Origin of the sequence: Colwellia sp. 75C3, from assembly GCF_002836255.1 — a bacterium.
GTDB lineage: Bacteria > Pseudomonadota > Gammaproteobacteria > Enterobacterales > Alteromonadaceae > Colwellia.
In genome coordinates this window covers 642,695-667,983 of record NZ_PJAU01000033.1, presented here as the reverse complement: position 1 = coordinate 667,983, position 25,289 = coordinate 642,695, and the positions used below count along the sequence as shown (strand labels likewise).

The following is a 25,289-nucleotide window of genomic DNA, read 5'->3' as shown; positions in this document are numbered from 1 at the left end:
CTGAAATTACTTAGAAAAAAGTGTTGGATTCATAATAGATAAAATACTTGTCGCTTCTTTCCCAGCAAATTCAGCGGCTTGTGTTAAATCATCGACTGATAACCCTAAAGGTCGACATAAAGATTCATCAATCACATCATCATAAGTAAATTCTGCGCTGTGACTATCAATGAGTGCCAATCGTGATGCGAGATTTAAGATCTTTACATCCTTATTAATCTCTATCGATGATGCCGCATTAAAGTGACGAATAGGTAATATTATTTTTTCAGGTATTTGCCAGATTTTTAACAAATCAGCAGAAATGTCCGTGTAGGTAAAACCTAAGGTGTTTTCTTGCAACTGCCAAGGCAACTGGCTTTTATCGTACTTTTCACAATGCTGAGCAACGTCAGGACTTATTTTAGCGACTAATAACTCACCAAAATTTTGCAATAAACCCGCCACGAATAAACGCTCTATATCACGGATACCAGCACTAATAGCGAGGTTCTTAGAAGCTAGACCACAATAAACACTCATACGCCAAAAACGCTTTAAGTCTATGGCTTGATTTTCAAAGTGTTTAAAAGCAGAAGCGGCGACATCAACCAACATCATATTATAAATGGCTTGTGTTCCGATGATGGTGATAGCGCGAGAAATGGTACTAATCTCTCCGGGAAAGCTATAAATAGCACTGTTAGCTATTTGCAACAAACGCGAAGTCATGGAAGGGTCAATACCAATAACACCGGCGAAATCAGAAATTTCAGAACTTTCATCAGCCATTAATTCTTTTACTTTAAAACATGCATCTGGCAAAGCAAATGAGCCATTAGCTTGTGATGCATAATCATGTGCGTTCATAGTTATCCTCAGAATTAGCAGCCTTAAAAGTAAGTTTCTTAAAGTCAGCTTATTAAATGTAAATAATTTAAATATATAGCAAAACCTTATCAGCTTAACAATACTATTTAAATTTTAATGAAACTATTCAATACAAAAGCTTTATCTTGAAACCTTACCAAAAGAACATTAGTTGAACGGTACACCACCATCTTGCTTTATATGCTCGGTTACTATGTACGTTGTTGTTTGCGCGATATCAGTTAATCCACCAATTTTTTCTAACACTAACCGATAGTTTTCAATATCCGCAAAGCGAATTTTGAGCAGATAATCATATCCACCAGCCACTAAATGACATTCGGCAACTTCTTTTATAGTGACGACTTCTTTATTAAATCGTTTAAAAGCATCAGAAGTTGTTTTGCTTAAATTAACTTGCACAAAAGCACTCATACCATAATTTAGTTTTCTGGCATTTAAAAAAGCACCATAGCGCTCAATATAGCCTTCATTTTCTAGACGCTTTACCCTATCTAAACAGGGGCTAGCACTTAGACTTACTTTTTGCGCCAAATCAACATTTGAAATTCTGCCATCGGCTTGTAAGGTAGAAAGGATCATTAGATCAATACGATCTAAGGGTTTTGTTTTGTTATTACCCATAATTACAATACTTAGTAGGGAAGATATTGGATACTGCCATAGTAAACGCAGTAAAAATAGTAAAAAAAAACAAAAAAAAACAAAAAAAAACGCGAATGCTACCTTAAGGTATACATTCGCGTTTTTATTTAATCAAGCTGCTTAGTTAATGACTAAACAACTTATTCAACTAGTTATACCAAGTACATTAATCTTCTTCTACTAGTGTCATCAGTGAAGTATTACCACCTGAAGCGGTTGTGTCGATGCTCACCGTCTTTTCAGTCACTAAACGTTGTATCATGTTATCAAAATATTCAGAGCTGATTACCGGCAAGATAGCGCCATGACGTTGTGCCAATTGATCACTAACATAATGCTTACTCTCACAACCACTATCTACAACAACACCAGATAAAGCTGGGTGAGCTAACATTGTCTCTAAGTGACATTGTCTCGCTACTTGAAAAACATCTTTATCTGCGCCTGTGGCAACAAACTTATCTTTAAATACCAATGATTCTTGATAAAATAAATCAGACACAACGGCAATAACAGTATTACCTGTAGCAAGCGCGGTTACAATTGACTGTACCCAGAAATGGAAACTTACATTTTCATCTGCATAACAAATGATATTACCGCGATTCTCCAAATAAATAATATTTGATTCACCCGTTGGACCAGGTAATTGTTGTGGTTTTTTCAAACGCTTTTCAATATCAATAAGCTGCGAACGTGCCGCGGCTAATGTTACATTTAAATCGTCAGCTAAATCTTCAACAATACCAACATGAGCAATTTTAGCCAGTAACTGACGAACACAAGAAATACGGGTATTTAATTCTGTTAAACGCCAGTCTTTTTCTGCCCAATGTGCTTTATCCATGATGCGTGTTGCTTCATGCTTATCTGCTGCGTTACCTGTTAAGGTAGCTAACTTTTCTGGTGTAGCATTGAATTTATCTTCATCAGGTGTAGATTTTTCTTTCACTAAACGCGTTAAGTAGTTTGGACCACCGGCTTTAGGGCCTGTTCCTGAAAGACCTCGACCACCAAAGGGCTGAACACCAACAATAGCGCCAATCATATTACGGTTAATATAAATATTACCTGCGCGTGACAATCTTGCTAACTCATAAGCTCGATGTTCTATACGAGTATGAATACCCATAGTTAAACCAAAACCAGTACCGTTAATTTTATCAACAACACTTTCTATTTCATCACCTTTAAAGCGAACAATGTGCACGCAAGGACCGAATACTTCTTTTTGTAATACGTTAATATCATCAATTTCATACAAACGAGGTGCAAAGAAAAAATGACCATCTTCATCTACCACATCGTCAGAAAATTCACATTGGTATAATAACTTGCCATGTGATTTCATATAATCGCTATGTGCATTTAAAGCATCAAGTGCTTTTTGGTCGATAACAGGACCAATATCGGTACTTAATTTTGCAGGATTACCCACATGCAATTCAGCCAATGCACCTTGCAGCATAGCAATAACATTATCTGCAATATCTTCTTGTAAAAAGAGTACACGCATAGCAGAACAACGTTGACCAGCACTTTGGAAACCCGATGAGATAACATCATCAACTACTTGTTCAGGCAACGCCGTTGAGTCAACAATCATACAGTTTTGACCACCCGTTTCAGCGATGAATGGTACTTGATCGCCGCCACGCTCGGCTAGGGTTTGTGAAATATGTGTGCCTGTTTCGGTTGAACCGGTAAACATTACCGTTTGAATACGGCAATCAGGAATAATGGTACTACCTACCGCACTACCGCGTGCAATAACGGCTTGTACTACGTTTTGAGGTAAGCCTACTGATTTCATCAACTCAATAGCACGCAGGGCAATTAAGCCGGTTTGTTCTGCTGGTTTTGCTAATACCGTATTACCGGTAGCAATTGCCGCAGCAACTTGACCTAAGAATATAGCAAGCGGAAAGTTCCATGGGCTAATACATAACACCACACCACGTGCTTCAAGTCTGTCATCTTCACTTAATTCGATAGCACGAGCAGCATAATAACGACAGAAATCTACCGCTTCACGCACTTCATCGATACCATCTTGGGCAACTTTACCGGCTTCTTTGATACAAAGCGCAATAAGCTCATCCATATGGCGTTCTAAAATATCACCGATACGACAAAGTAATGCTGCACGCTCTGCTACGGGGGTTTTCGACCACGTAGTAAAAGCTACTTCAGCATTATCAATCATCGCCAACATATCATCTTTACTAGCATGTCGATGGTAACCGATAATTTCACTTCGATTCGCCGGGTTCATTACCGCGTTAGCCCCTTCAGGCACATCATTTTTATTTAATAAATGATCAACAAACCAAGTATCTAAAGATGTTTTTAATGGTGTAATTTCATTAACATCAGTTAAATCTAGACCTTTAGAGTTATCACGCCCTTTCTCACCTTCACCTTGGTACAGATCAATAGGTTTGATGATTTGATTATTGTACTTAAGCTTAAGGCGTTGAGTTTTTTCTACCGGATCTTCTAGTAATGACTCAACAGGCTGTGATTCATCAACAATGGCATTAACAAATGAAGAGTTAGCACCATTTTCTAATAAACGACGTACTAAATAGGCAAGTAAATCTTCATGATGACCTACTGGTGCATAAATGCGACATTGAATACTTTCATCTTTAACAATCTGGTCATATAAAGAATCACCCATGCCATGTAAACATTGGAATTCAAAACCCGCTTTATCATCACCTGCTAGCTCTACAATAGTGGCTGCCGTATAAGCATTATGCGTAGCAAATTGTGGATAGATAGTATCGCGATATTCTAATAACTTATTTGCACAAGCATGATAAGACACATCAGTAGATGACTTACGGGTAAACACAGGAAAATGACTTAAGCCATCTTTTTGAGCATTTTTAATTTCTGTGTCCCAATAAGCGCCTTTAACCAAACGTACCATCATTTTTCGTTCAGTACGCAATGTTAGATCACGCAACCAATCAACGACATGAATGGCGCGTTTTTGGTAAGCTTGCAGCGCTATACCAAAACCTTGCCAATCACCAAGCTCAGTATCAGTAAATACCGCTTCAATAATATCTAGTGAGATATCTAAACGCTCAGACTCTTCTGCATCAACCGTTAAGCCAATATTGTATTGCTTAGCCTGTAAACATAGTGCCTTTAATTTAGGTACTATTTCTGCCATTACACGACCTTGATGAGAGAACTCATAACGAGGATGAATAGCAGACAACTTAATTGAAATACCAGGTACTTTGCGCGGGTCATTTTTACCCGAAGCGACAGCAACTTCACCGATAGCGGTAATAGCATTTTCATAGGCTTTAAGGTACATATCGGCATCAGCCATAGTACGTGCACCTTCACCTAACATGTCGTAAGAGTACACATAACCTTGCTGCTCTTTAGTCGCTGCACGTTCAGTAGCGGCTTTGATGGTTTCACCCATAACGAACTGCTTGCCCATCACTTTCATGGCGTAGTTCATTGATTTACGGATAACGGGCTCGCCTAAGCGACCAACCGTTTTTTTCAATAAGCCGAATTGCTCTTTTTTACGTTTATCAGCGTAATTAACCATAGAGCCGGTAAGTAATAATCCCCATGAAGAGGCATTAACAAAAATAGAGTCACTTGCACCTAAATGCGAGCTCCACTTACCTTGAGATATTTTGTCGCGAATAAGCTCATCTTGAGTATGTTTATCTGGCACACGCAATAACGCTTCAGCTAAACACATCAATACCACACCTTCTTCAGAAGAAAGTGAATATTCATTAAGTAGTGAGTCAATAGCGCCATTACCTTCTTGGTCTTGACGAATTTGTAATACCATCTTACGAGCTCGATCCCAGGCACGACTTCGTGCACTTACGTTTACTTCCGCAGCAGGTAATATGTGGTCAACGGCAACATTTTCGTCAATACGGTAGAATTCACGAATTTTTTGTCTGATCGGGCAATCTGTAACTAATGAACCAGTAAAGAGCATGGCTATATCCTCAAATGCAAGCAGGTTGTTTCCTGCTTTAGTTATAGTATTATTCGCTATAAATAGTAATTTTATTAGCAAATGACAGTATGAAATTTATAAGCGCATTCTAAGAGAACAACCACAGAATGTGTTGGTTATTTTTGGGTTTTTATTGTTTTTTATACGGAAGAAAGCCAATAAGTCAGTATAATATACTGTATATTGGTTTTTTAATGGCTTATCTATAGCTAGGCAAGGTAATTACTTATTTATTTGTTCAATAATATAGTCTGTTGTATCTTGAGACGACATAGGCTTGGCAAAGTAATAGCCCTGCCCGTATACGCAGTCCATTTGTTGTAACAACTCAGCATCGGCTAAATTCTCAATGCCTTCTCCAACGGTAGACATTTGTAAGTTATTAGCTAAATCAACAATAGTCCTAATAATAGCCCTATGGTTGTCATGTTCGTGAACATTACTGATAAAAGAGCGATCTATTTTTAGTACATCAATGGGGAATCGATGTAAGTAACCTAAACTTGAGTAACCCGTACCAAAGTCATCTAGTAGTATTTTAACACCCATTTTTTTCAAGGCTTGCATATTAGTCAGCACGATATCGGCGTTTTCTAACAAGGCGCGTTCAGTCAACTCAACCCGAAGGTTATGAGGCGCTAAACCAGTATCTGTTAAAATCTTTTCAATGTCTTGCGGTAAAGTGGTACTAAAAAATTGTTTGGAGAATAAATTACAGCTGATATAAAGGTCATCACAGCCTAATTCGTTTTGCCAAATTTTCAACTGCTGACAAGATTTCTCAATAATCTGCATATCAATTTCTTGTATTAAGCCTGTGTCTTCAGCCAGCGGAATGAAGTCATTCGGATAGACAAAACCACGCTTGGTACTTTTCCAGCGAGCGAGGGCTTCAAAACCTCTAAGCTCTTGGTTATCCAGCTTAAGGATTGGTTGGAAATAAGGAATAAACTCCTGCCAACCAATCGCCTCTCGAATATCAGCTTCAAGACTTAACGCATTTTGTACCTTCTGATGCATACTATCGTCAAAAACTTCATAACGCCCTCTACCATTGTCTTTGGCATGGTACATTGCTGTATCAGCATCTCTGAGCATAGTATTAGCATCATCATAGCGTTGATTACTAAATGAAATACCAATACTTGTACCGGTATACACTAATTGGTTATCAATAGTAAAAGGTTGCTCGAGAAATTCAGTGATTCGCTGCGCAACTTCAAAAGCTTCATCATTTGAAGCTAAATCTTCAATTAAAATAACAAACTCATCACCACCTAAGCGAGCAACGGTATCTTTATTGCGAACAATTGATAATAATTCTCGGGCAATTATTTTCAATAATACATCGCCCGCATGGTGCCCTAAACTATCATTAACTACTTTAAAGCGGTCTAAGTCTAAAAATAATACCGCAAATGAGAAGTCATCTTTACGTTTATCGCAGGCAATCGCATGATTGAGCAAATCAAGAAATACAGTTCTGTTAGGTAACCCTGTTAGACTGTCGTGGGCTGCTGTGTGCTGTAATAATTTCTCTGCTTGTTTACGATGGGTAATCTCATCTTCAAGAGCCAGTGTTCGTAACTTAACCTGTTGCTCTAATAACTCATGACTTCGTCGTTCAAAGTCAGCCAGCTCTCTACGTTTAATCGCAGCCGAAACATGGTTAGAAACAAAGTTAAGCAACTCTGCGTCTTGTTGATTATAAGTGGTTTTATAATGATAACTCTGTAAAACCATAACGCCCAGTAATTGGCCTGAGTAAATCAATGGTACGCCTAACCAAGAATGTATGTCGTCTTGTGGTTTTCTCGTTTCACCTTCAAGATGTAAACTCATCATTTCTTGATAGCTAAGTAAGACAGTTTCACGACGTCGCAATACTAACTCTGAATAAAGATTGGACAGATTTTTTGGCTGTAAATCAGTCACTAAATCAGACGAATGTTCATCGACATAATAGGAAAAATTTAAGGTGTTGCTTACTTGTTCATACTTGGCAATAAAAAAGTTCTTTGCATTGATCAGCTGACCAATAATGTTATGCACTTTACTATAGAAGGTGTCTATATCTAGCTCGACATCCATGGTCAATTCGGATATTCGATATAAAGACTCTTGTAATAACTCAGACTTTTCTCGTTCACGAATTTGCGCCATCAACTCTTTAGTACGCGCATTAACGGCATTTTTCAAACGTTGCTGATCTTGTAAGCGCACCATGGCACCAACAATATGCTGAGCGGCAAAGGTCAGTAGGTTCAAATCATTTTCATTATAACGAATTTTTTCATCATAACTTTGTATGGTAATAATACCGATCACTAGCCCATTTTGCAGTAAGGGCACGCCTAGCCAGTCAGTGCCTCGGGCACCAAACTGTTTGATTTTATAATTATCAAAAAGCTGTTTTTCTAATTCTGGTGTTAAGAGTAAAGGTTGCTTTGATTCAATGACTAAGTTGGTAAATGAGCCTTCGTAATCTTGATAATCGATGATGCCGGACGGCTTTTCATCTTTTTCATCAATAAAATAAACAAACTCTAAGGTTTCAAACGTTTGATCATAAAGAACAATGAAGAAATTTTCCGCAGTCATTAACGAAGCAATAGTTTTATGGACCTGCGGATAAAAGCTATCAAGCTCATTACATTCTTGAGATAGCTGGTTGAGTTTAAATAATGCGGTATAACGTGCCTGTAAATCAGTATTTTTCTGTGCAAGAAAATCGATTTCCTCTGTCAACTCAGCAACACTTACCTCATTGGTAGGTATATGCTTTTTTTGGCCTTTTAGAGTGTTAGCCTTTTGATTATCAGATTCCAAAGTTATCATACCGTTTAATTATTTATTGCTTAGATTCGGCTTCAACCGACTTTATAACTTCTTTAATCTTATGTTTATTACCACAGATCGCTGCTTGTTTTTCATCGCGGTAATAACGTATTTCGACACAGTCTTGTTGATAACGACGGTCTAATTCTGTACGGATAATCACACTTTTAGCATTAATAATTTGTTTATGTAGCGTCTGGCACTCTTGAATTTGCTCAGAGGCTAAGGTGACATCCTCACAAGAATTTTCAACACTTGAACAACTGGCTAAAAGTGTGACGACTGAAAGTGATAAAAGTATTGATTTATTCATTTAGTTAACTATTCCATTTACATTGAGAAACAACTTATTACTGCAAACCATTATACCCAAGCAGCACTAAATTGCGAGTACCTAAATTGTTCTTAGTAATATCAATTTGTTAGTACAAAAAACAGTTTTTTTCGATTGTTTTTTAATCACTTACATTAATTACCTATATCAATCACTTCAGATACATTTAAAAGCCTGCTTTCACCACATTTAAGCGTCTCATCTAACGTTAATTGCCCTATTGAGTGACGATGTAAACCAATCACAGGGTTACGAAAACGACCAAACATACGCTTTATTTGATGGTAACGCCCTTCAGTTAAGATGACTTGAGCCTCAAAAGTAGAAACAATGCGTAATATTGCTGGTTTCGTCGTTATTTTTTCATAAGGAAAATACATACCTTGAGCAAAAGCATCTATATATTCTGTTGTTAAAGGGTTTTCTAGCGTCACTTGATAGCACTTTGATACTTTATGTTCAGGTGATGTTAGCCGTTCAGACCACCGACTATCATTGGTGAGTAACACCAGCCCTGAAGTATTTAAATCAAGTCGTCCAACAATATGTAAACTATCTCTAGTTTCTTGGTCAAACTGTCCAGTGAGTAAATCAATCACCGTTTTATGTTTGTCATCTTTGGTCGCACAAACCACGCCAATAGGTTTATTCAGCATAATATAATGTGGCTGATTTTCTTGCAGTACCTCGTCGTCCATAACAACACGAGAAAACTGGTCAACGATCTGATCAATATCAACTGCGATTACACCATCAACAGTTATCCGCCGCTGCGCCAGAATCAAACGTACTTTTTTTTTGTTAATTTGACATAGTTCACTAATCAAACGATCTAAGCGTGAAGTATTAATAGCCATTACTTTTCATTACCTTTAAACAACGCCGTTAGAAGTTAAATACTTGCCAAAGATTGCTGTTGTGCAATTAGGTTAAGTACTTTACGCAACTTTGCTTCTATGAACCCTGCTAATAATTTCGGTTGTAATACTAATAAATCCAACTCTGAGCTGGTAATTGCTATGGTGCAAAGTAATTGTTGTTCGTCTTTATTAAAACAACTAACAACATCATCAGAGAAATGACTAATACTCACTTCACTTGGCGATAACTGCTCTAGTTCTTCTTGGCGTTGTTTGAAACTTTCTGGTGTTTCTAAGCATAATTGAATAATTAAAATATCATCTTCATCGCCATACCAATTAGCCGTTAGCGTTTGAAAGTTGAATTGTGCTTCAAGTTTATTGCTTACGGATTTTAATTTGGAAAATTTATCGAATAAATCGTTATTTACTTTTATCGTTATCGGTAGCGTTTCGGTCATATTTTATGCTCTTCATCTTATAACCAATAAAATTGCTCGTTAAACCTAACTTAAGTGCAATTTTAATCGCTATTTCCAGTGTCTCATATCATAACCGTGTTGCAGCAAAACTTCAGCTTGTTCGCTCAATATCATTGAAGTAACGTTACTTCATCTAGTAAAAAGATAACATTACACCGCCTTACAAAGAGCATTATTAAGGCTTTCATAAATAGACAATTATCCGTCAGAGATAACTTGCTATAACAGCCTTCCATAAAACCAGCGTAAAAATCACTTTCGAACATTTAACTTTTAAAATCGAACAGACTTTTACTTAATTAAAACAACTAAGACACCAACATATTGATTTTATGAGTATTAATATATTGGCATGATTGTTTCATTACTTCTGTCATCAAGTATAAATAACAGTGAACATTTATGAAAATTGCACTAACTAAAAAACAACCGTGGAAAAAGTGGGCTGCTATCACCAGCTTTACCCTCTTAATGGGTTATGCCGGTTATAGCGTCAGTGGTAAAGCAACAAAATCTATTGCTTTAAGCCAATTAAGCTTTCAAACGGTAGTTCAAGGCGACTTAGATATTTATGCAAATGCCTATGGCGAATTCGCTTCAGCAAAAGAGCGCTTATTAACAGCGCCGGCATTAGGCAAAGTGTCTGAGATTTTAGTTCGCCCTGGCACTAAAGTAACGCCTGACACCGTCATTTTACACTTATCAAACCCTAAGTTAGTACAAGAAGTAAATGCAGCCAATGGCCAACTTGCTCAACAGTTAGCGCAAAGAGAAGCCTTTAAGTACGAACAACAAAGTGAACGTTTAAATTATCAAGGTCGCATTGCAGACATTGAAGCTGAAATTGAAAAAGCACAGCTTGAATTATCGGTAAATAAAAACCTGATGGATTTGGGGGTTTCTTCAAAAATAGAGTTACAACGCGCCAAGTTAGCCGTTAAACAAGAAAGTAGAAAGCTTGGTTTTGAAAATAAAAAATACAAACAGTTTATCGAGATGCAAGGCTATCAACTTACTCAGCGCGATATCACCATCACACAACAACGCGCGCAAGTTAGCTTACTTGAACAGCAACTTGACGACATGAAGGTAAAAGCAGGCATTAACGGTTCACTGCAAACCTTAGAGATTGAATTAGGTCAAAGTGTTCAGCTTGGAGAGTCATTAGCCAAAGTAGGTAGTGATGAAGAACTAATAGCCCGTTTACGGTTACCGCAAAACCAAGCCGATCAAATAGACATCAACGCTCCTGTTTTAATTGATACGCAAAAAGGCATTATCAAAGCCCACATCACACGTATTGAAAGTGTTGTTAGCAACGGTTCAGTGCTTGCTGAAGCTGTTATTGATGAAGTATTAACTTCCAATGCTCGCCCAGCGTTATCAATATCAGCACAAGTATTTATTCAACACCAGCAAGGCATTAGCTACATAGATCAAGTACCTGGCTTTAGACCACGTAGCAAGCAAAGTCTGTTTGTCCGCGACACTAACAACGCATTAATCCAAAGAGAAGTCACCTTTGGCGAATTATCAAAAAATAAATTAATTATCACTGCAGGGTTACAACCTGGCGAGCAGATAGTCAGTAGTGATACCCAACAATACAATAAATACCCACAACTTTTGATTATCGAATAATAAAACCGAATAAAAAAAATAATTCTCAGCACTAAATTATAGTGCCGCAGCTAAACAAATTAAGGAAAACAACATGAAAAATATAGTTACCATGTCAAACATCCACAAGCGTTACGACGGTCAACAAATAGAAACTCATGCCCTACAAGGTGTTAGTTTAGAAATAAACCAAGGCGAATTTGTTGCAATTACGGGTCCTTCTGGTTGTGGTAAATCGACTTTATTATCCATTATGGGCTTAATGGACTCAGCCAGTGAAGGCGAATATCAACTGGCTAACATTGCTACCACGGGTTTAAAGGTTGACCAACGCACCCAAATTCGTAATGAGCATATTGGTTATGTATTTCAATCGTTCAACTTAATAGACAATTTAACTGTGTTTGAAAACGTTGCATTACCACTCGAGCACAGAGGCTGTGCTAAAAGCGAGATTAAAAGCAGAGTTGAAACGGTATTAACACAAGTTGATATGCTACATAGACAACACTACCGACCTAATCAGCTTTCTGGTGGTCAGCAACAACGTATTGCCATTGCTCGCGCTCTAGTAGGCAAGCCTGACTTGATATTAGTTGATGAGCCGACAGGTAACTTAGATAGTAAAAACGGCGACCAAGTCATGTCATTGTTAGAACAACTGAACAAAAACGGCTCAACCATTGTCATGGTTACCCATGATAGCCGTTATTCACGCTGCGCTAGTCGTCAAATTCAGTTGCTTGATGGTCAAATTGTTTCCGAAATCAACGCGAGTCAAAGCGCTGAGCATAATGAACAGACATTGCAGGGGGTTGCATGAGTTTATTCAAAAAATCCTTAGTTCAAGGCATAACGCGGATATTTTTATTGCCTCGCTTAAGTGTACCGTTAATATTAACCCTTGGTTTAACCTTAGGTGCTGTACTTAGCGTTATTTCAATTTCATCAACCTTGCTGTATCAACCATTACAAGGGGTTAAAAACGAGGCTTCACTGCAAACGTTTGACTATCGCTTTAAAATGTCAGATACCTTGAGTGTTTCTTACTGGAACATGAATCGCTTAGTCGATTTTAGTGAACATTTTAGCGACTTAGGTGAATGGGCGGGTATTGCTCCTTCTGAGCAAGATGTTGTAGTAAACAACACCACGTTTGCGACTACCCGTTATGATGCTTCAAGTAACATTCTTTCGGTTTTAGGCAGTCAGTTGATACTGGGTGATAATGTCACTGTTGAATCACCCGAAAAGTATGTGTGGATTTCTCAAAGCTTTTGGCAAAGTGCTTTTGCTGGCGTTAAATCTGTCATCGGTAAACAAGTCACTATTACCAATAAAAATTATATCGTTGCCGGTGTCATTGAAGATGTTATGGCGATTAAAAGTAACCAAGCAATTTTACCGCAACAGGTCTGGTTTATTGCCAGTTTAGCCAAAGTAAAGTCGCAAACGGATAATGTCGGCAATATTAGTAATGAGATTGATAACCTACTGCTAAAGTCTGCAAATGGCCAAGCACAGTTACCATCTCAAGCAGAAGTTGATGCTTGGTTAGAAGATTATGTCACCCGAAATGTCGATGGTGAACAAGTACAAATGTTTTTGGATTTTATTACCAACACCAAAAAAGAAGCGAAGAGCAGTAGCTATCGTAGTAATATGTTAGGTGAAACTGAAAGTCTGCTTACTGCCTTATTTGCAGCCGTTATCGGGCTATTATTAATGGCGACCCTTAACTTACTGAATTTATTTATCGCTCATTACCAAGGCAGAACTAAAGAGTTTGCCATTCAAATAAGCTTAGGTGCAAGCCTAACAAAAGTGAGATTACTGGTATTACTTGAGAACCTACCTAGCTTTATTTTAGCGGCGTTAACCGGTTTATTAGTGACCGGTTGGGCAATAAGAAGTTTACCGCTAATTGCCGGTGATAGCTTACCTATGATGGATGACATTGGTATTAATAGCACCACCATACTTGCTTCAATCACCATCATATTAGCGCTAAGTGTACTGTTTAGTTCCCTCGCATTAGTTGATATTGATAAACAGGCGTTAGGTAATAATTTAAATAGCAGTGGTAAAGGTATTCAAGCACAAAGTAATCAGTGGTTGAGCCGTGTGTTAATGGTTTTGCAATTATCAATAGCCTCCGTTCTACTTACTGCCTCGGTGATGATCGCTATGCAAAGTTATCAAGCGGTATATCAAGACACTGGCTACGATATCGGTAATAGTTATGAAATAGGTATGACGGTTAGCGATGAAGAATACGTTACCCAGTTAAATACTTTTGACTCTTATGGCAAGAGCGAAGCGAAACAATTACTTGATGGCTTATCCAACTTAATAGAACAACAAGTACCTGATAGCCAGGTGATTGTGCCTAACTATGGCCCACTATCAGATTCTTTAAGGGTAAATGCCTTTCTTGATGAAGAATCTGGTGTGCGAGTTATTCATCAAATAAAAACTTTAGGTCCAAATTATTTCTCTGCCTTTAACATTCCTATGCTAGCGGGCGCAAATGTAAGCCAAGCACAGATTGATAATGATGAAGATAGAATTGTTATTGATGAGAATATGGCCAAAACCTTATTTTCAACATTAAGCTACCAAGAGGTTATTGGTAAAACTATTCAAATGAGTGCTGATGATTCCACCCCGCCGTCAATTGTTACCGGTGTAGTTGCCAATACCTTAAGCCAAACAGGTATTGCTGAGCCATTAGGTTTACCTTCAGTATACTCTCATCGAGTAGGGCCTGGCACTACCATGCAATTTACTGTGATGTTACCAACAGGAAAAACCATTACGCCAGTGATGCTAGAAAGCGAGCTTAAACGTCAATTTCCGCGTTTAACTAACTTAACCATCGAATCATTAGCCGATATTAAACAGAGACAAACATTAAACCAACGTCTTAGCTTGTGGATAGTGCTCGCCATGACGGGATTAACACTTTTCCTTGCGGCTATTGGTGTTGCAGGTTTAACACAAATGACCACAAATCATAGAAAATATGAACTGGCTGTGCGTATGGCAACTGGTGCTAAACAAGCGAGATTAGTTAACTTTATTCTTAAAGATGCGTTATCTATGTTAGTAATAGGTTTGGGATTAGGTTTTATTGTCTCTGTCTTTGGTTATCAACAAGTATCACAAAACTTAGAGATGTTACCTGATTTTAACTGGTTAGCTATGGCTTTATTAGATGCAGCGTTGACCATTATTGTTATTTTATCGGTAATTATGCCCGCATGGCGAGTGATTAGCAGCGATCCTATGCAGGCGCTACGTGCAGAATAATCACCTAAGCAATATTATAGTGAATGCATAATTGTTAGCTAAGTAATAAATGCCCGATAAACAGGGCCTTTATTACGTTATTGCTAGCCAATCCACTAGAGTAATTGGCATACTAAGATCAACATATATACCCAAGCAACATGAAGATGCCGGATTCAGCTGGAATTAAAAACGTATTTAGGCAAGGCTTTGATTGAAGAGAATGGTCGTTCCATTGTCGAAATCAATAACGCTGTATAAATCGTTTTTAAACCAGCCCTGCGGGGATGTCTGAGCTAACCATGTACTTCGTTATCTCCTTTTTTAAGGAAATGACCATTAATAAAAGTAGACGTCTTGAACATGATTAGCGCAGGCATCCTGAAACTAGCATCTTCAAGTTACTTGGGTATATACCCAAGGAAACGACTGACCTCGTTTCCTTTTTATTTCTTTTGCTTTAATCTGAATAAAGCTAGCCCTTCAATATTTATGGAAACCCTTATGTCAAATGCCACTATTTTAATTGCTGATGATGATGAAGATATTCGTTTGGCTTTAAACCTATTACTAAGCGCCGAAGGTTACCAAATTATTGAAGCCGCTAACGCTAAAGAAATTATCATTCAAAGTAACCGACAGCAGCCCGATTTAGTACTACTGGATATGAATTTTTCTCGAGACACCACCAGTGGTCAAGAAGGATTAGCCATTTTAGAACAGTTACAACCGTTAAATATCCCAGTGATACTCATGACTGCTTGGGGCTCAATCGAACTCGCGGTACAAGGGTTACAAAAAGGAGCTAGTGACTTTATAGAAAAGCCATGGAATAAACTTAAACTGTTAAATAGTATAAAACAACAACTAAGTTTTTCTCAGGTAAAAGAACAAAATCAAGGTTATCGACAACTACTCGCTCCTGAGAATAAAAAAACCTGGGTATGCCAATCACCTAGCATGCAGGCTATTGAAACCCTGATAGAGCAAATAGCACCAACGGATGCCAATATATTAATATTAGGTGAAAATGGTACCGGTAAATCACTGCTTGCTGAGCGTATTCATCAATTATCATCACGCCAGCATGCACCACTCATCACCGTAAACATGGCTGCGATCCCTGAAAATTTATTTGAAAGTGAACTCTTTGGCCATCAAAAAGGTGCATTTACTGATGCTAAACAAAATCGCGTTGGACGCTTTCAGCTCGCTGACAAAGGTACTTTGTTTTTTGATGAAATAGGCTCGCTACCACTAACGCTGCAACCTAAATTGTTACGCGTTTTAGAAACAGGCCAATATGAAATTTTAGGTTCAAGCCAAACTCAAGTCGCTGATGTTCGTTTAATTAGTGCAACCAATGCCGATTTAAACCAATTGGTCAGTGAACAAGCTTTTCGCCAAGACTTATTATACCGTTTAAATACTCTCGTTATTACCATTCCACCTTTGCGTGAACGACTTGAAGATATTGAAGCCTTGGCAATAAGCTTTATCACTAAATTTAGTGTTAAGTACCGTAAAAATGCGTTAACGATTAGTGCTTGTGCCCTAAGTAAGTTGAATCAACATAATTGGCCAGGCAATATTCGCGAATTCAGTCATATGATTGAACGTGCTGTATTACTGACTGCTGGCGATGAAATTACGGCACAACAGCTCTTACTAGAAAGCACCGAGAGTACAAACGACACGATAATATTACAGCCCCTTGAACATGCAGAAAAACAGTTGATTGAAAAAGCGATGGCAGTATCTGGTGGTCAAGTAATAGAGGCAGCAAAATTACTCGATATTTCTCGTAATGCGCTTTATCGGCGTTTAGAAAAATTCGCTATTCAACATGCCGAATAACAGGCTAAACAATATGAATAAGCCCACACCCCCCTTAAATTTAAAGTTAAGCCTAAAGCTCAGTCATGAACATTGGCTGATCTTAGGTTTAGCTAGCACAGTATTGGTTATACTCGCTTTAGTTACAGCATTAACTTACAACATCGGCTGGAGTAAATTAGCGTCGGCTACTTTAATTTTTTTTCTATCTTACCCTTTGATATGGCTTGCTTGGCGTTGTTATCATTTTTGGCGACAGGCCATTATGCAATTAACTACCTATACGCAAGTTATCCGTGAAGGTGAAACCAACCTGCGCTTTAAAGCCCAACATCAAGACAATTTATTGGCTGAATTACAGCAAGAGATATCTGCTTTAGCTATAGGAAACGCGCACAAAGTACAGCAAAACCAGACCCTTGAAAATGTACTCAGCCATATTCTCGATTCTTGGCCTATTCCAGTGTGCTTATTTGATGAAAATAATCAGCTAAGTTATCGCAATATCGCCATGAAAGAAAAAATCCAACAACCTATGCTTATTGGCGCCGATGCTGAAGATTTAGGTTTTGTTATGAATAACGGTAACTTAAGCCACAGCCAATTTGATCAACAGTGGCAATGTCAAAGTATCAGCTACCTCTTTCAACAAAAGCAATGTCATATTTTTTCTGCCTTAGATATTTCACAGCCCTTGCATCAGCAGCAAAGCGTTACCCAGCAAAACCTTATTCGCGTATTAGCCCATGAACTGCGTAATTCTTTAACGCCAATGGCATCAATGGCTGACACGCTATTATGCAATGATAGTTTTAACGAAGATCAAGTGCGCTTAGTGCTAAGCAGAATCAGACAGCGTAGTAACCGCTTACTTAGCTTTATTGAGCAATATAGTCAATTAAGCCATCTGCCCATGCCAAAATCGAGCTGGTTTGATTTAAAAGAAGTGCTTGATGAGGCTAAAGCCATGATCACCGAGCCCTGTACTATTACTTTTCAAGGCAACAGGCAATGCTTTGCTGACATTCAACAAATGGCTCAAATATTGATTAATATTTTCAAGAATGCGCAAGAAGCTTGTGACAAAGAGCACTGTGAAATTGACGTGAATCTTTTTTATCCACAAGAGAGTTCACAGGGGCCTTATAAAACTGAACAAGTGATTGAAATTACAGATAATGGACCCGGATTTGGTAATTTAGATAACGCTTTAACGCCTTTTTATACCACTAAGAGCCATGGTTCAGGTATTGGCTTGTCACTATGCGCGGAAATAACCCGAAACCATGGTGGAAAATTCAATATAGAGAATACTGATAACGGTGCAAAAATCACAATGTCGTTGCCAGTAAAATAAAGAAAGCTATCGGTATCTAACAATACTCGCTTTCCACGCTTCATCTTGCTTAATAATGCTGGTAAGTTTTTGAAGGTGTCGATGGACATTATTCATATTAAGGGGAATAAGGATTTTTCGTTCAAAAATATCGTGAGGAGTATTCGACAAATAAAATTTCTCTTGCCAATTATTCTTTTTAATCATGTAGTCAAAGGTTAATGAACCTATAATAGCAATTTCAACGCGCTGTTTTATTAGCATAGTAAGTAAATCCGGCTCACTAACGGTATCAACACGATTTGCTCTATTAGCAGAGACCAATTCATTAATACCGTAATAATAAAATCCCCTAACACCACCAATAATTTTGCCCGCTAACGAGTCAGGTCCACTAAATTCAACCGATTTAGTTCGAAGGGATACAATTTCATCTCGATCATTAATGATTGAAGAAGTCCATAAGTAGCGAGTTTCATCTTTATCTTTGAACCATACAGGGTTAACACCGAGTAAAACACCGCGCATTGATTGACTATCTAACATGCGTTCAATTCTTTTCCTGGGAATATAAGCGACTTCAAACTCATACTTATCACTTAGTTTATTTAAGCGTTCCACGAACTCAAAATATAAACCTCGTTTGCTTGCTAGATCGATAATTAAAGGCGGTTGTAGGTGATACACATAAACCATTACTCGCACTTTAGCTTCTTCTGCCACTGCCTGAGAAGTGAATAACAGGTAAATACAGAGCAATGAGCTGAATAGATATTTAAGCATACACTCCCGTATGACAATGGTTTTTAATGAAACAATAACAACACTATAACAATAAAATAACTAAAGTACATAAGATCGCAAACCGTTTAACTCACCACCCTAGTAAAATTTTTACTAACGTATTTTAAGATAAAGTAGCTGATATAAAAAACGGGCCTAAGGCCCGTTTTATTAGTTAACATCTGTCTACTATTTGAGTGTTAAATACTTAACTCATTCATTACTTACTATTAATGAGTAATAAAGTAGTTAGTTATTTCACATCAACCTGTACTGAAACATCAGTCCCAGTGCTTTCAACCGCAATATAAAACCAACCTGTAGGTGGGTTATTAACAGTGATACTTTGTACTGTAGTACCTGAAGTTGTTGATTTATTGTTATGGCTAGCAGCTGTTGGCCAGCTTGTACCCGTATAAAGTTCTACATCACCAGTACCATGAGCAGTATTAACTTCAATACTACTAACACTGCCATCTAAATAGATGTAATAACTGTTATGACCATTACCTGTACATAGCGCCTTACCTGATTCAATACCTCCGTAGGTAAATGCACTGTCAGTTTCACAAGCGTTAACAACATCACCCGTTACTGGCGGCTCTACTGGTGGTTCAACTGGTGGAATTGTATCACTACCCGTCAAACTCACTTTAAAGCTTACATCAGAGTAGCTCGTTGAACTTGCTAATGAAATATAGCGCCAGCCTCGATTAGCCGTTACTTTTAAGCTTTGCGTTGTTGCCGAGCCTGTAGAAGATACTTCTGCATTTGTTGAAGATGCCCAGGTATCAGCGTTGAAATGAATAGCTACATCACCATTACCACCAGCAGTAGTTAAGTATAAGTCAGTCTTGTCATCTTCAACCCAAACATAGAACGAACCACCATTACCCGCTACACATTCTGTTGTTTCAAGGGTTAACTTACCACTAGAAATAGTTGCCACACCACAATCAGGTACGTCAACAATAGGTCCGCCATTTGGATAAGGGTCAGAATTATCACCTAAACCATCATTATCAGAATCTGCCCATTCAGTTGCATCATTAGGGAAAACATCTGAGTTATCGCCATGTCCATCTTCATCTGAGTCTAACCATTCAGTTTCATCGTTAGGGAAAACATCAACGCTATCTAAATGACCATCGCCGTCAGTATCAACATCACCATTTGGTGTTGGATCGCTGTTATCACCAGTGCCATCATTATCGCTATCTAACCATTCTGTTGCATCGTTAGGGAACTTATCGCCATTGTTACCAACACCATCACCATCTGAGTCAACTGTTTCTGTCGGATCATTAGGGAAGTCATCTTCGCTATCAATTACGCCATCCCCGTCACTGTCTACAGGTCCCGTAGGTTCGCCCGTTAAGTCATTAGTAATCACATAATCATTACTGGTTTCTTCTTCGGTCATTACTGCAACACCTAGACAAGTACCACTTTCATCAGTGATAGCGGCGCGGCGATTACCAAACCATTTCCAAGTAGCAACACTGTCGTAAGTCTCATCTTTTTGCAATGTAGTAAAACCAAAGCTTTCACTTAGTTCACCCGTTACATTATCTACACGATAAACACGTACTGGTTTATCGCTGTTATTTACAAATGAGAAGTCTGCTTCAAAAGGACCCGTTAAATGTGGTGCTTTCAAATCACAACTACCAATGGCATTTGCCGCTGGAATAACTTCTGGCGCTGCTGCATTATTTGCAACTTCTTGGCTAACAATATAGTTACTTACTGCATTATTTAATACACCAACAGTTAAACAGTTTAAGCTGCTATCAGTTACCATCAAGCGACGGTCACCAAACCAAATATCATTACTATAACTTGCGCCTGGCGCTAAAACACCGTAACCATGCGTGAAGTCAGTGGCACCGCTGGTGGTAATAATTGAACCTTTGGTATTGTCGATTCTGAATAAACGCAACGCTGTATCTGATTCATTAGTGATAGTAAATTCATGTGATACTTCACCAATCAAATGAGGTTGTGCTAGTGCACAACTACCTAATTGATCAGGTGTTGGAATAACTTCTGCAACAACATTTTTCACTAATTCTGCGTCAATAATAAAGCTATTATTATTATCAGCCATTACCGCAACACCTAAACAATTCATGTTGTTATCAGATAACATCATGCGATCGCCTACCGTCCAACTAGATGATGTGTAAGTATCACCATTGTTTAAGGTGTTATAATTTTTGCCGAAATTAGTTTCGCCCTTTGTACTGTCTACCCAGAATAATGACACTGGCGTATCGGTAGTATTAGTAAAGGTAAAGTCAGTTTTTTCAGCATCAAAATAACGTGCATATTGCTGTACTAAATCACAACTACCAATAGTATTTTGAGCTGGAATTTGTGCGGCTACTTGCGCAACTGTTTCAGAGTTTGCCAACATATAGGCTTCAAAACCTGCACCGGTACGTTCTACAGCACCTTTAAGCGCAGCTTTATAAGCATCGTTATCGCCTGCTTTTAACGTAGCACTAATAAGATCGACTTCATTTTTATGTTCTTCACCTAAATAACGCATGGCGAAGTAACCCCAAGGGTATAAGTTATCGAATTCATAACCCATAAAGATAATGTTATACAATGGTGGAATCGTTTCACCCTTTAAGGTCTTTAATGTGCGGGTATGATCTTTACCCATGGCCATGTACTCTGCCATACCTTCAGCCCATGCAGCGTTTGGATCAAATGTACCATATGAGCCTGCTTTGTTATAACGGCCATCAAGATAATGAACAAATTCATGTCTTAGATTATAAATTTGATCAATATACTGACAAGAGCCACCTAACCAGTCATCTGGACATTGCATGGCAATAAAGCGTGCTTGGTTACCTTGGGCTGTTGGCGTACCTTCTAAATACATGCCGCCGTTATCAGTAGAAATACCAAAAAATTCTGGTGCATATTTTTCGTAATCGGCAGGACTAGCAAAAGCAATAACTTCAATATGCTCATTTAAATCGCCTGCGACAGGGGTACCTGCAGTGTTGAAAAACGCATGAAATTCAGTTTCTTGTAATGCCATGTCAGCACATGATTGATCAAGCGTTGCTTGACTGATTGACGCTTGCGCACGAATAGTAATGTTACTTGTACAATCATGACTTACCGTTAAGATATCTTCTTCTTTAGGCGGTACTACACAGCTACCAAATAAAGCATCGCCTTCTTCACACGCACGACCGGCCGATTCTAAATAGTTTTTAGTAATAATAGTTTCAGTGGTTTCAACAGAAATATCATTAATTACTTTACCGCGCACTTCTAATACTGTGCTGTCAAAACGAGTTTTAGCTTCGTCTGTGGCAATCGATGAGATTTTACCTAAGGCAATAAATGAGTGAGGTAGTATCCATTTTCTATCATCTTCAGTTGACCAACGCATATCAAGCGAAGTTTCACCATTAAAAGCAAAAGAACGTATTACCGATAATACATTGAGCATGTCGGCATTAAAGGCCGCTTTTACTGACGCATCACCATAATAAGCACCTGATCCAATTGCGCCTAATAATGCCATTGTAGTATCACCCGCATTACTGATGCCAAAGGGGTTAGTTTGTATTGAATAGTATTGAATGATGGCTAATAAATGCGGTAATTGTTCATGGTAATATGCGGCACCAGCACCTCGTTGAAAATTAGATAACGCCGCAGCATAACCTTCTTGAATAACACTGCCAGCAGGGGAAATAAAGTCTGTCATTTGAGTAACAGCTAATAATGCAGTACTTAATGCAGAAGCTTTAGCCTCTGTCATCGCTGGGCCATAATATTTATAAGATGCTAAAAAGTATAATAATTGGTTAAGATCAGCATCGGCTAAATCATCAGCTTTAGCAAGATAATGAATAGCGGCAGAAACGTCGTTAATAGGATCGGTTGCTGCACTAGCTATACCTTCAAAATCACTGTAACTAGCCGCTAAAACAGCGGCAATTGTTGAACCGTATTCAGCCTTAGAAGCAATAGGGGCAGCACCAACAATTACTGGGATATTGATATTATAATCATCAATATAATCACCCATTGGCGGTGGAATATCACCACCTGAAACCGTGACGTTAAGACTAACTTTATCAATTTTTCCATCAACTTTAAAGTAACGGTCACCGGCACGAGAGACAAAAGAAATACTCTCTTCGTTAGTACCTGCAGTTATGCTACTTAGTTCAACATTACCACTCCAATCATCACCATCGTATAACTTAATGTCGGCATCGCTACCGTCAAAACTACCACCGGAAGTAGTGATAGTAACGTCGCTATTTTCGTAAGGAACGTTAACATAAAGATAAAGTCCATAATCAGTCATGCATTGTTCTTGGTTTGCTGGTACTTCGCCTTGGCGCTCAATGGTTGTACCAACACAGTCTGCAGCTTGAGCGGTTCCTATATTCAACGATAAAAATATCGCGCTAGCGAGTAATGTTTTCTTTGCTGTTAGTTTCATATTTCTTAAGCCTATTCTTATTATAGCGATTAGGTAATTCGTCCGTGTTGTAATTTAAGCTTCTTATATTTTTTGTTGCCGTAATTACATCTAAAGCGCACATCCCTTTCTCGTTGAAATATATTTTCAAATACACCCCAAGATACTTTATACGGTATTCTGTATACAATATTCAAGAGTTATATTTATAAGAATTATTTCGTAGTTTATTAATAAAGCATTTATCGTTTGTTATTAACATGTTACATCGTGTGATTTTTTCATGAAAAATAAGATGAGAAGTATTATTTGTACGTTAAATAACAATAATGGGAGATGATAACGATGAACTGATGAAAGGAATAATAATGATAACCGACGTCCTTATCGGCTAACAGAGTAAAAACTAGCCTTTACTTTGTTGTTCAGGAAGGGGCTTTTTTGGCTCGCCTGGAGGGATGATTGAGTTATCTTCTGGATGTCTTTTTTGCTGGTCGTGTTCATGGCCATGATGTTTAGGTTGATTTTCACTGAAATGATCGGACGGTTTATTATCCGCTTTGGACAAAACACTGACTTTTTGTTGACTACTAATAGAGGGAATAATCAAGCTAGTAGCGTTATCATCTTGCAACTCTTCCGATGCTACTGCTGTTACCAAAGTACCATCAGTGATGCTTTCTTTATTCGTGGTACTGTCCAGTGCATTAGTTAACTTTGACTTGCTCGATTGCTCAATGACCTCACTATTAACACCTAACTGAGATTCATTTGCTGACTCTTGTTGGTTATAAATAAAACCCGTAGCTATTGCTGCACAGATTACACCAAGTAATACTTTATTTTTATTCATACTGATTATCCAACCACCTAACTGTATATTGAATACAATAAGCTATCATGTAATTTGATCAGGGTGCAATAGTAAAATTTAAAATTCAGTATACTTAGCAAGTTAGTCTGTTACCCTACGTTACGGCATAAATACTTTCATAACTATCAGTTAAATACCTTAATTATTCCTGTAAAAGTTAAACTACTGTCTACACTAATGATACATAGCACTCATAAATTTAAGGGTAAATTCAGCAATGTGTCTCCGCTATACAATTTATCTATTCCTTTTATATTGTTTTCTTACTTCACCTGTCGCTTTTTCAGTCAAAGATAAACTAACAGCAAGTGTCCCCTCTTTCGCTCCTTTTTATTTTGTTACTGATGACGAAAAATGTCAGGGAGTGGCTGTTAACGTACTGGCCAATATTACTAAGAAAATACACTACCCCGTTGAGATACTTCCCTTGCCTTACGCAAGAATTATTCGCAGTCTAGACATTGGCACGTTAGATCTTGCGCTTATTTTCAAAAATAATATCCTTGCGGATAGTGTAGATTATATGGGTCCTGTTTCTTTGTCTAAAGTGATTGTTTTAACCGCTATTGATGCGCCTATACATGAATATAGCGAATTAAAGAATTTGACCGCTATTGCTGTTATTCGTAATGCGCAATTTGAACATAAATTTGACCAAGATGAATCGTTGAATAAAGTGTCTGTAGAAAGCTACAGTCAAGCGGTGAAAATGTTTAATCGTGGTCGAGTTGATGCAGTGATAGGCTCATTAGTTGGTTTGGATTACGAGTTGAGAGCACAAAATTTGAATTTAAAAATGTTAGATAGCGCCTTTCACTTAGGTAATAAAGAGTGGTGGTTACACGTATCTAATAAAACTTCAAATCACCACATATTGTCACAGTTAAGCGTGGCCGTTAAAAGTACCTATCGGCCAAAGCTTATTCACCAAACTTACCTACAACACGTTAATGATTGCCAAGTTAATTTACCATAAAAAGTTGAAACATCACGTCAAAAAAGTATTAACTTATTTATTAAGCTAAATTTTTGTCAAA

The 25,289-nt window shown here is 38.0% G+C and carries 16 protein-coding genes; 6 read left to right on the top strand and 10 right to left on the bottom strand.

Features of this window, described 5'->3' with window-relative positions; translation table 11 throughout:
- Positions 1-6: 6 nt before the first annotated feature.
- From CXF85_RS07280 to CXF85_RS07250, 7 genes are all read right to left on the bottom strand, one after another.
- Positions 7-849, bottom strand: a complete 843-nt coding sequence (locus CXF85_RS07280; RefSeq protein ID WP_101227840.1) for an HDOD domain-containing protein — start codon at positions 847-849, stop codon at positions 7-9.
- A 168-nt stretch (positions 850-1,017) separates the two neighbouring features.
- Positions 1,018-1,494, bottom strand: a complete 477-nt coding sequence (locus CXF85_RS07275; RefSeq protein ID WP_101227839.1) for an Lrp/AsnC family transcriptional regulator — start codon at positions 1,492-1,494, stop codon at positions 1,018-1,020.
- A 187-nt stretch (positions 1,495-1,681) separates the two neighbouring features.
- Positions 1,682-5,509 (bottom strand): bifunctional proline dehydrogenase/L-glutamate gamma-semialdehyde dehydrogenase PutA, encoded by a 3,828-nt coding sequence (putA, locus tag CXF85_RS07270; protein ID WP_101227838.1) that lies wholly within the window; start codon positions 5,507-5,509, stop codon positions 1,682-1,684.
- A 243-nt stretch (positions 5,510-5,752) separates the two neighbouring features.
- Complete coding sequence (locus CXF85_RS07265) at positions 5,753-8,359, bottom strand: sensor domain-containing phosphodiesterase (RefSeq protein WP_101227837.1); 2,607 nt, start codon at positions 8,357-8,359, stop codon at positions 5,753-5,755.
- Positions 8,360-8,381: 22 nt separating this feature from the next.
- Positions 8,382-8,681 (bottom strand): hypothetical protein, encoded by a 300-nt coding sequence (locus CXF85_RS07260; protein ID WP_101227836.1) that lies wholly within the window; start codon positions 8,679-8,681, stop codon positions 8,382-8,384.
- 155 nt (positions 8,682-8,836) lie between these two features.
- Positions 8,837-9,559: a 16S rRNA pseudouridine(516) synthase gene (locus CXF85_RS07255; RefSeq protein ID WP_101227835.1), complete on the bottom strand. Its 723-nt coding sequence runs from the start codon at positions 9,557-9,559 to the stop codon at positions 8,837-8,839.
- A 35-nt stretch (positions 9,560-9,594) separates the two neighbouring features.
- Positions 9,595-10,023, bottom strand: a complete 429-nt coding sequence (locus tag CXF85_RS07250) for a hypothetical protein (protein ID WP_101227834.1) — start codon at positions 10,021-10,023, stop codon at positions 9,595-9,597.
- A 423-nt stretch (positions 10,024-10,446) separates the two neighbouring features.
- Here CXF85_RS07250 and CXF85_RS07245 point away from each other — a divergent pair, with 423 nt between their 5' ends.
- From CXF85_RS07245 to CXF85_RS07220, 5 genes are all read left to right on the top strand, one after another.
- On the top strand, positions 10,447-11,685 hold the full coding sequence (locus CXF85_RS07245) for an efflux RND transporter periplasmic adaptor subunit (protein ID WP_101227833.1): 1,239 nt from the start codon (positions 10,447-10,449) through the stop codon (positions 11,683-11,685).
- Positions 11,686-11,758: 73 nt separating this feature from the next.
- A complete protein-coding gene (locus tag CXF85_RS07240; protein WP_101227832.1) occupies positions 11,759-12,487 on the top strand; it encodes an ABC transporter ATP-binding protein in 729 nt (242 codons plus the stop codon).
- Positions 12,484-14,976 carry an ABC transporter permease gene (locus CXF85_RS07235; protein ID WP_101227831.1) on the top strand — a complete coding sequence of 831 codons (2,493 nt, stop codon included), beginning with the start codon at positions 12,484-12,486 and terminating at the stop codon, positions 14,974-14,976. Before CXF85_RS07240 ends, CXF85_RS07235 begins: the two co-directional genes overlap by 4 nt.
- A gap of 483 nt (positions 14,977-15,459) precedes the next feature.
- Positions 15,460-16,812 carry a sigma-54-dependent transcriptional regulator gene (locus tag CXF85_RS07225; RefSeq protein WP_101227830.1) on the top strand — a complete coding sequence of 451 codons (1,353 nt, stop codon included), beginning with the start codon at positions 15,460-15,462 and terminating at the stop codon, positions 16,810-16,812.
- Positions 16,813-16,825: 13 nt separating this feature from the next.
- Complete coding sequence (locus tag CXF85_RS07220; protein ID WP_101227829.1) at positions 16,826-18,148, top strand: sensor histidine kinase; 1,323 nt, start codon at positions 16,826-16,828, stop codon at positions 18,146-18,148.
- Between the two features lie 6 nt (positions 18,149-18,154).
- Here CXF85_RS07220 and CXF85_RS07215 read toward each other — a convergent pair whose 3' ends face one another.
- From CXF85_RS07215 to CXF85_RS07205, 3 genes are all read right to left on the bottom strand, one after another.
- Entirely contained in the window at positions 18,155-18,910 is a 756-nt protein-coding gene (locus CXF85_RS07215) for a hypothetical protein (protein ID WP_157829041.1), read from the bottom strand.
- Positions 18,911-19,163: 253 nt separating this feature from the next.
- The gene (locus CXF85_RS07210) at positions 19,164-23,399 is read right to left on the bottom strand and encodes a collagenase (protein WP_101227827.1); all 4,236 of its coding nucleotides are present in this window, start codon (positions 23,397-23,399) and stop codon (positions 19,164-19,166) included.
- A gap of 385 nt (positions 23,400-23,784) precedes the next feature.
- On the bottom strand, positions 23,785-24,231 hold the full coding sequence (locus tag CXF85_RS07205) for a hypothetical protein (protein ID WP_101227826.1): 447 nt from the start codon (positions 24,229-24,231) through the stop codon (positions 23,785-23,787).
- A 238-nt stretch (positions 24,232-24,469) separates the two neighbouring features.
- Here CXF85_RS07205 and CXF85_RS07200 point away from each other — a divergent pair, with 238 nt between their 5' ends.
- On the top strand, positions 24,470-25,228 hold the full coding sequence (locus tag CXF85_RS07200; protein ID WP_101227825.1) for a substrate-binding periplasmic protein: 759 nt from the start codon (positions 24,470-24,472) through the stop codon (positions 25,226-25,228).
- Positions 25,229-25,289: the final 61 nt, after the last annotated feature.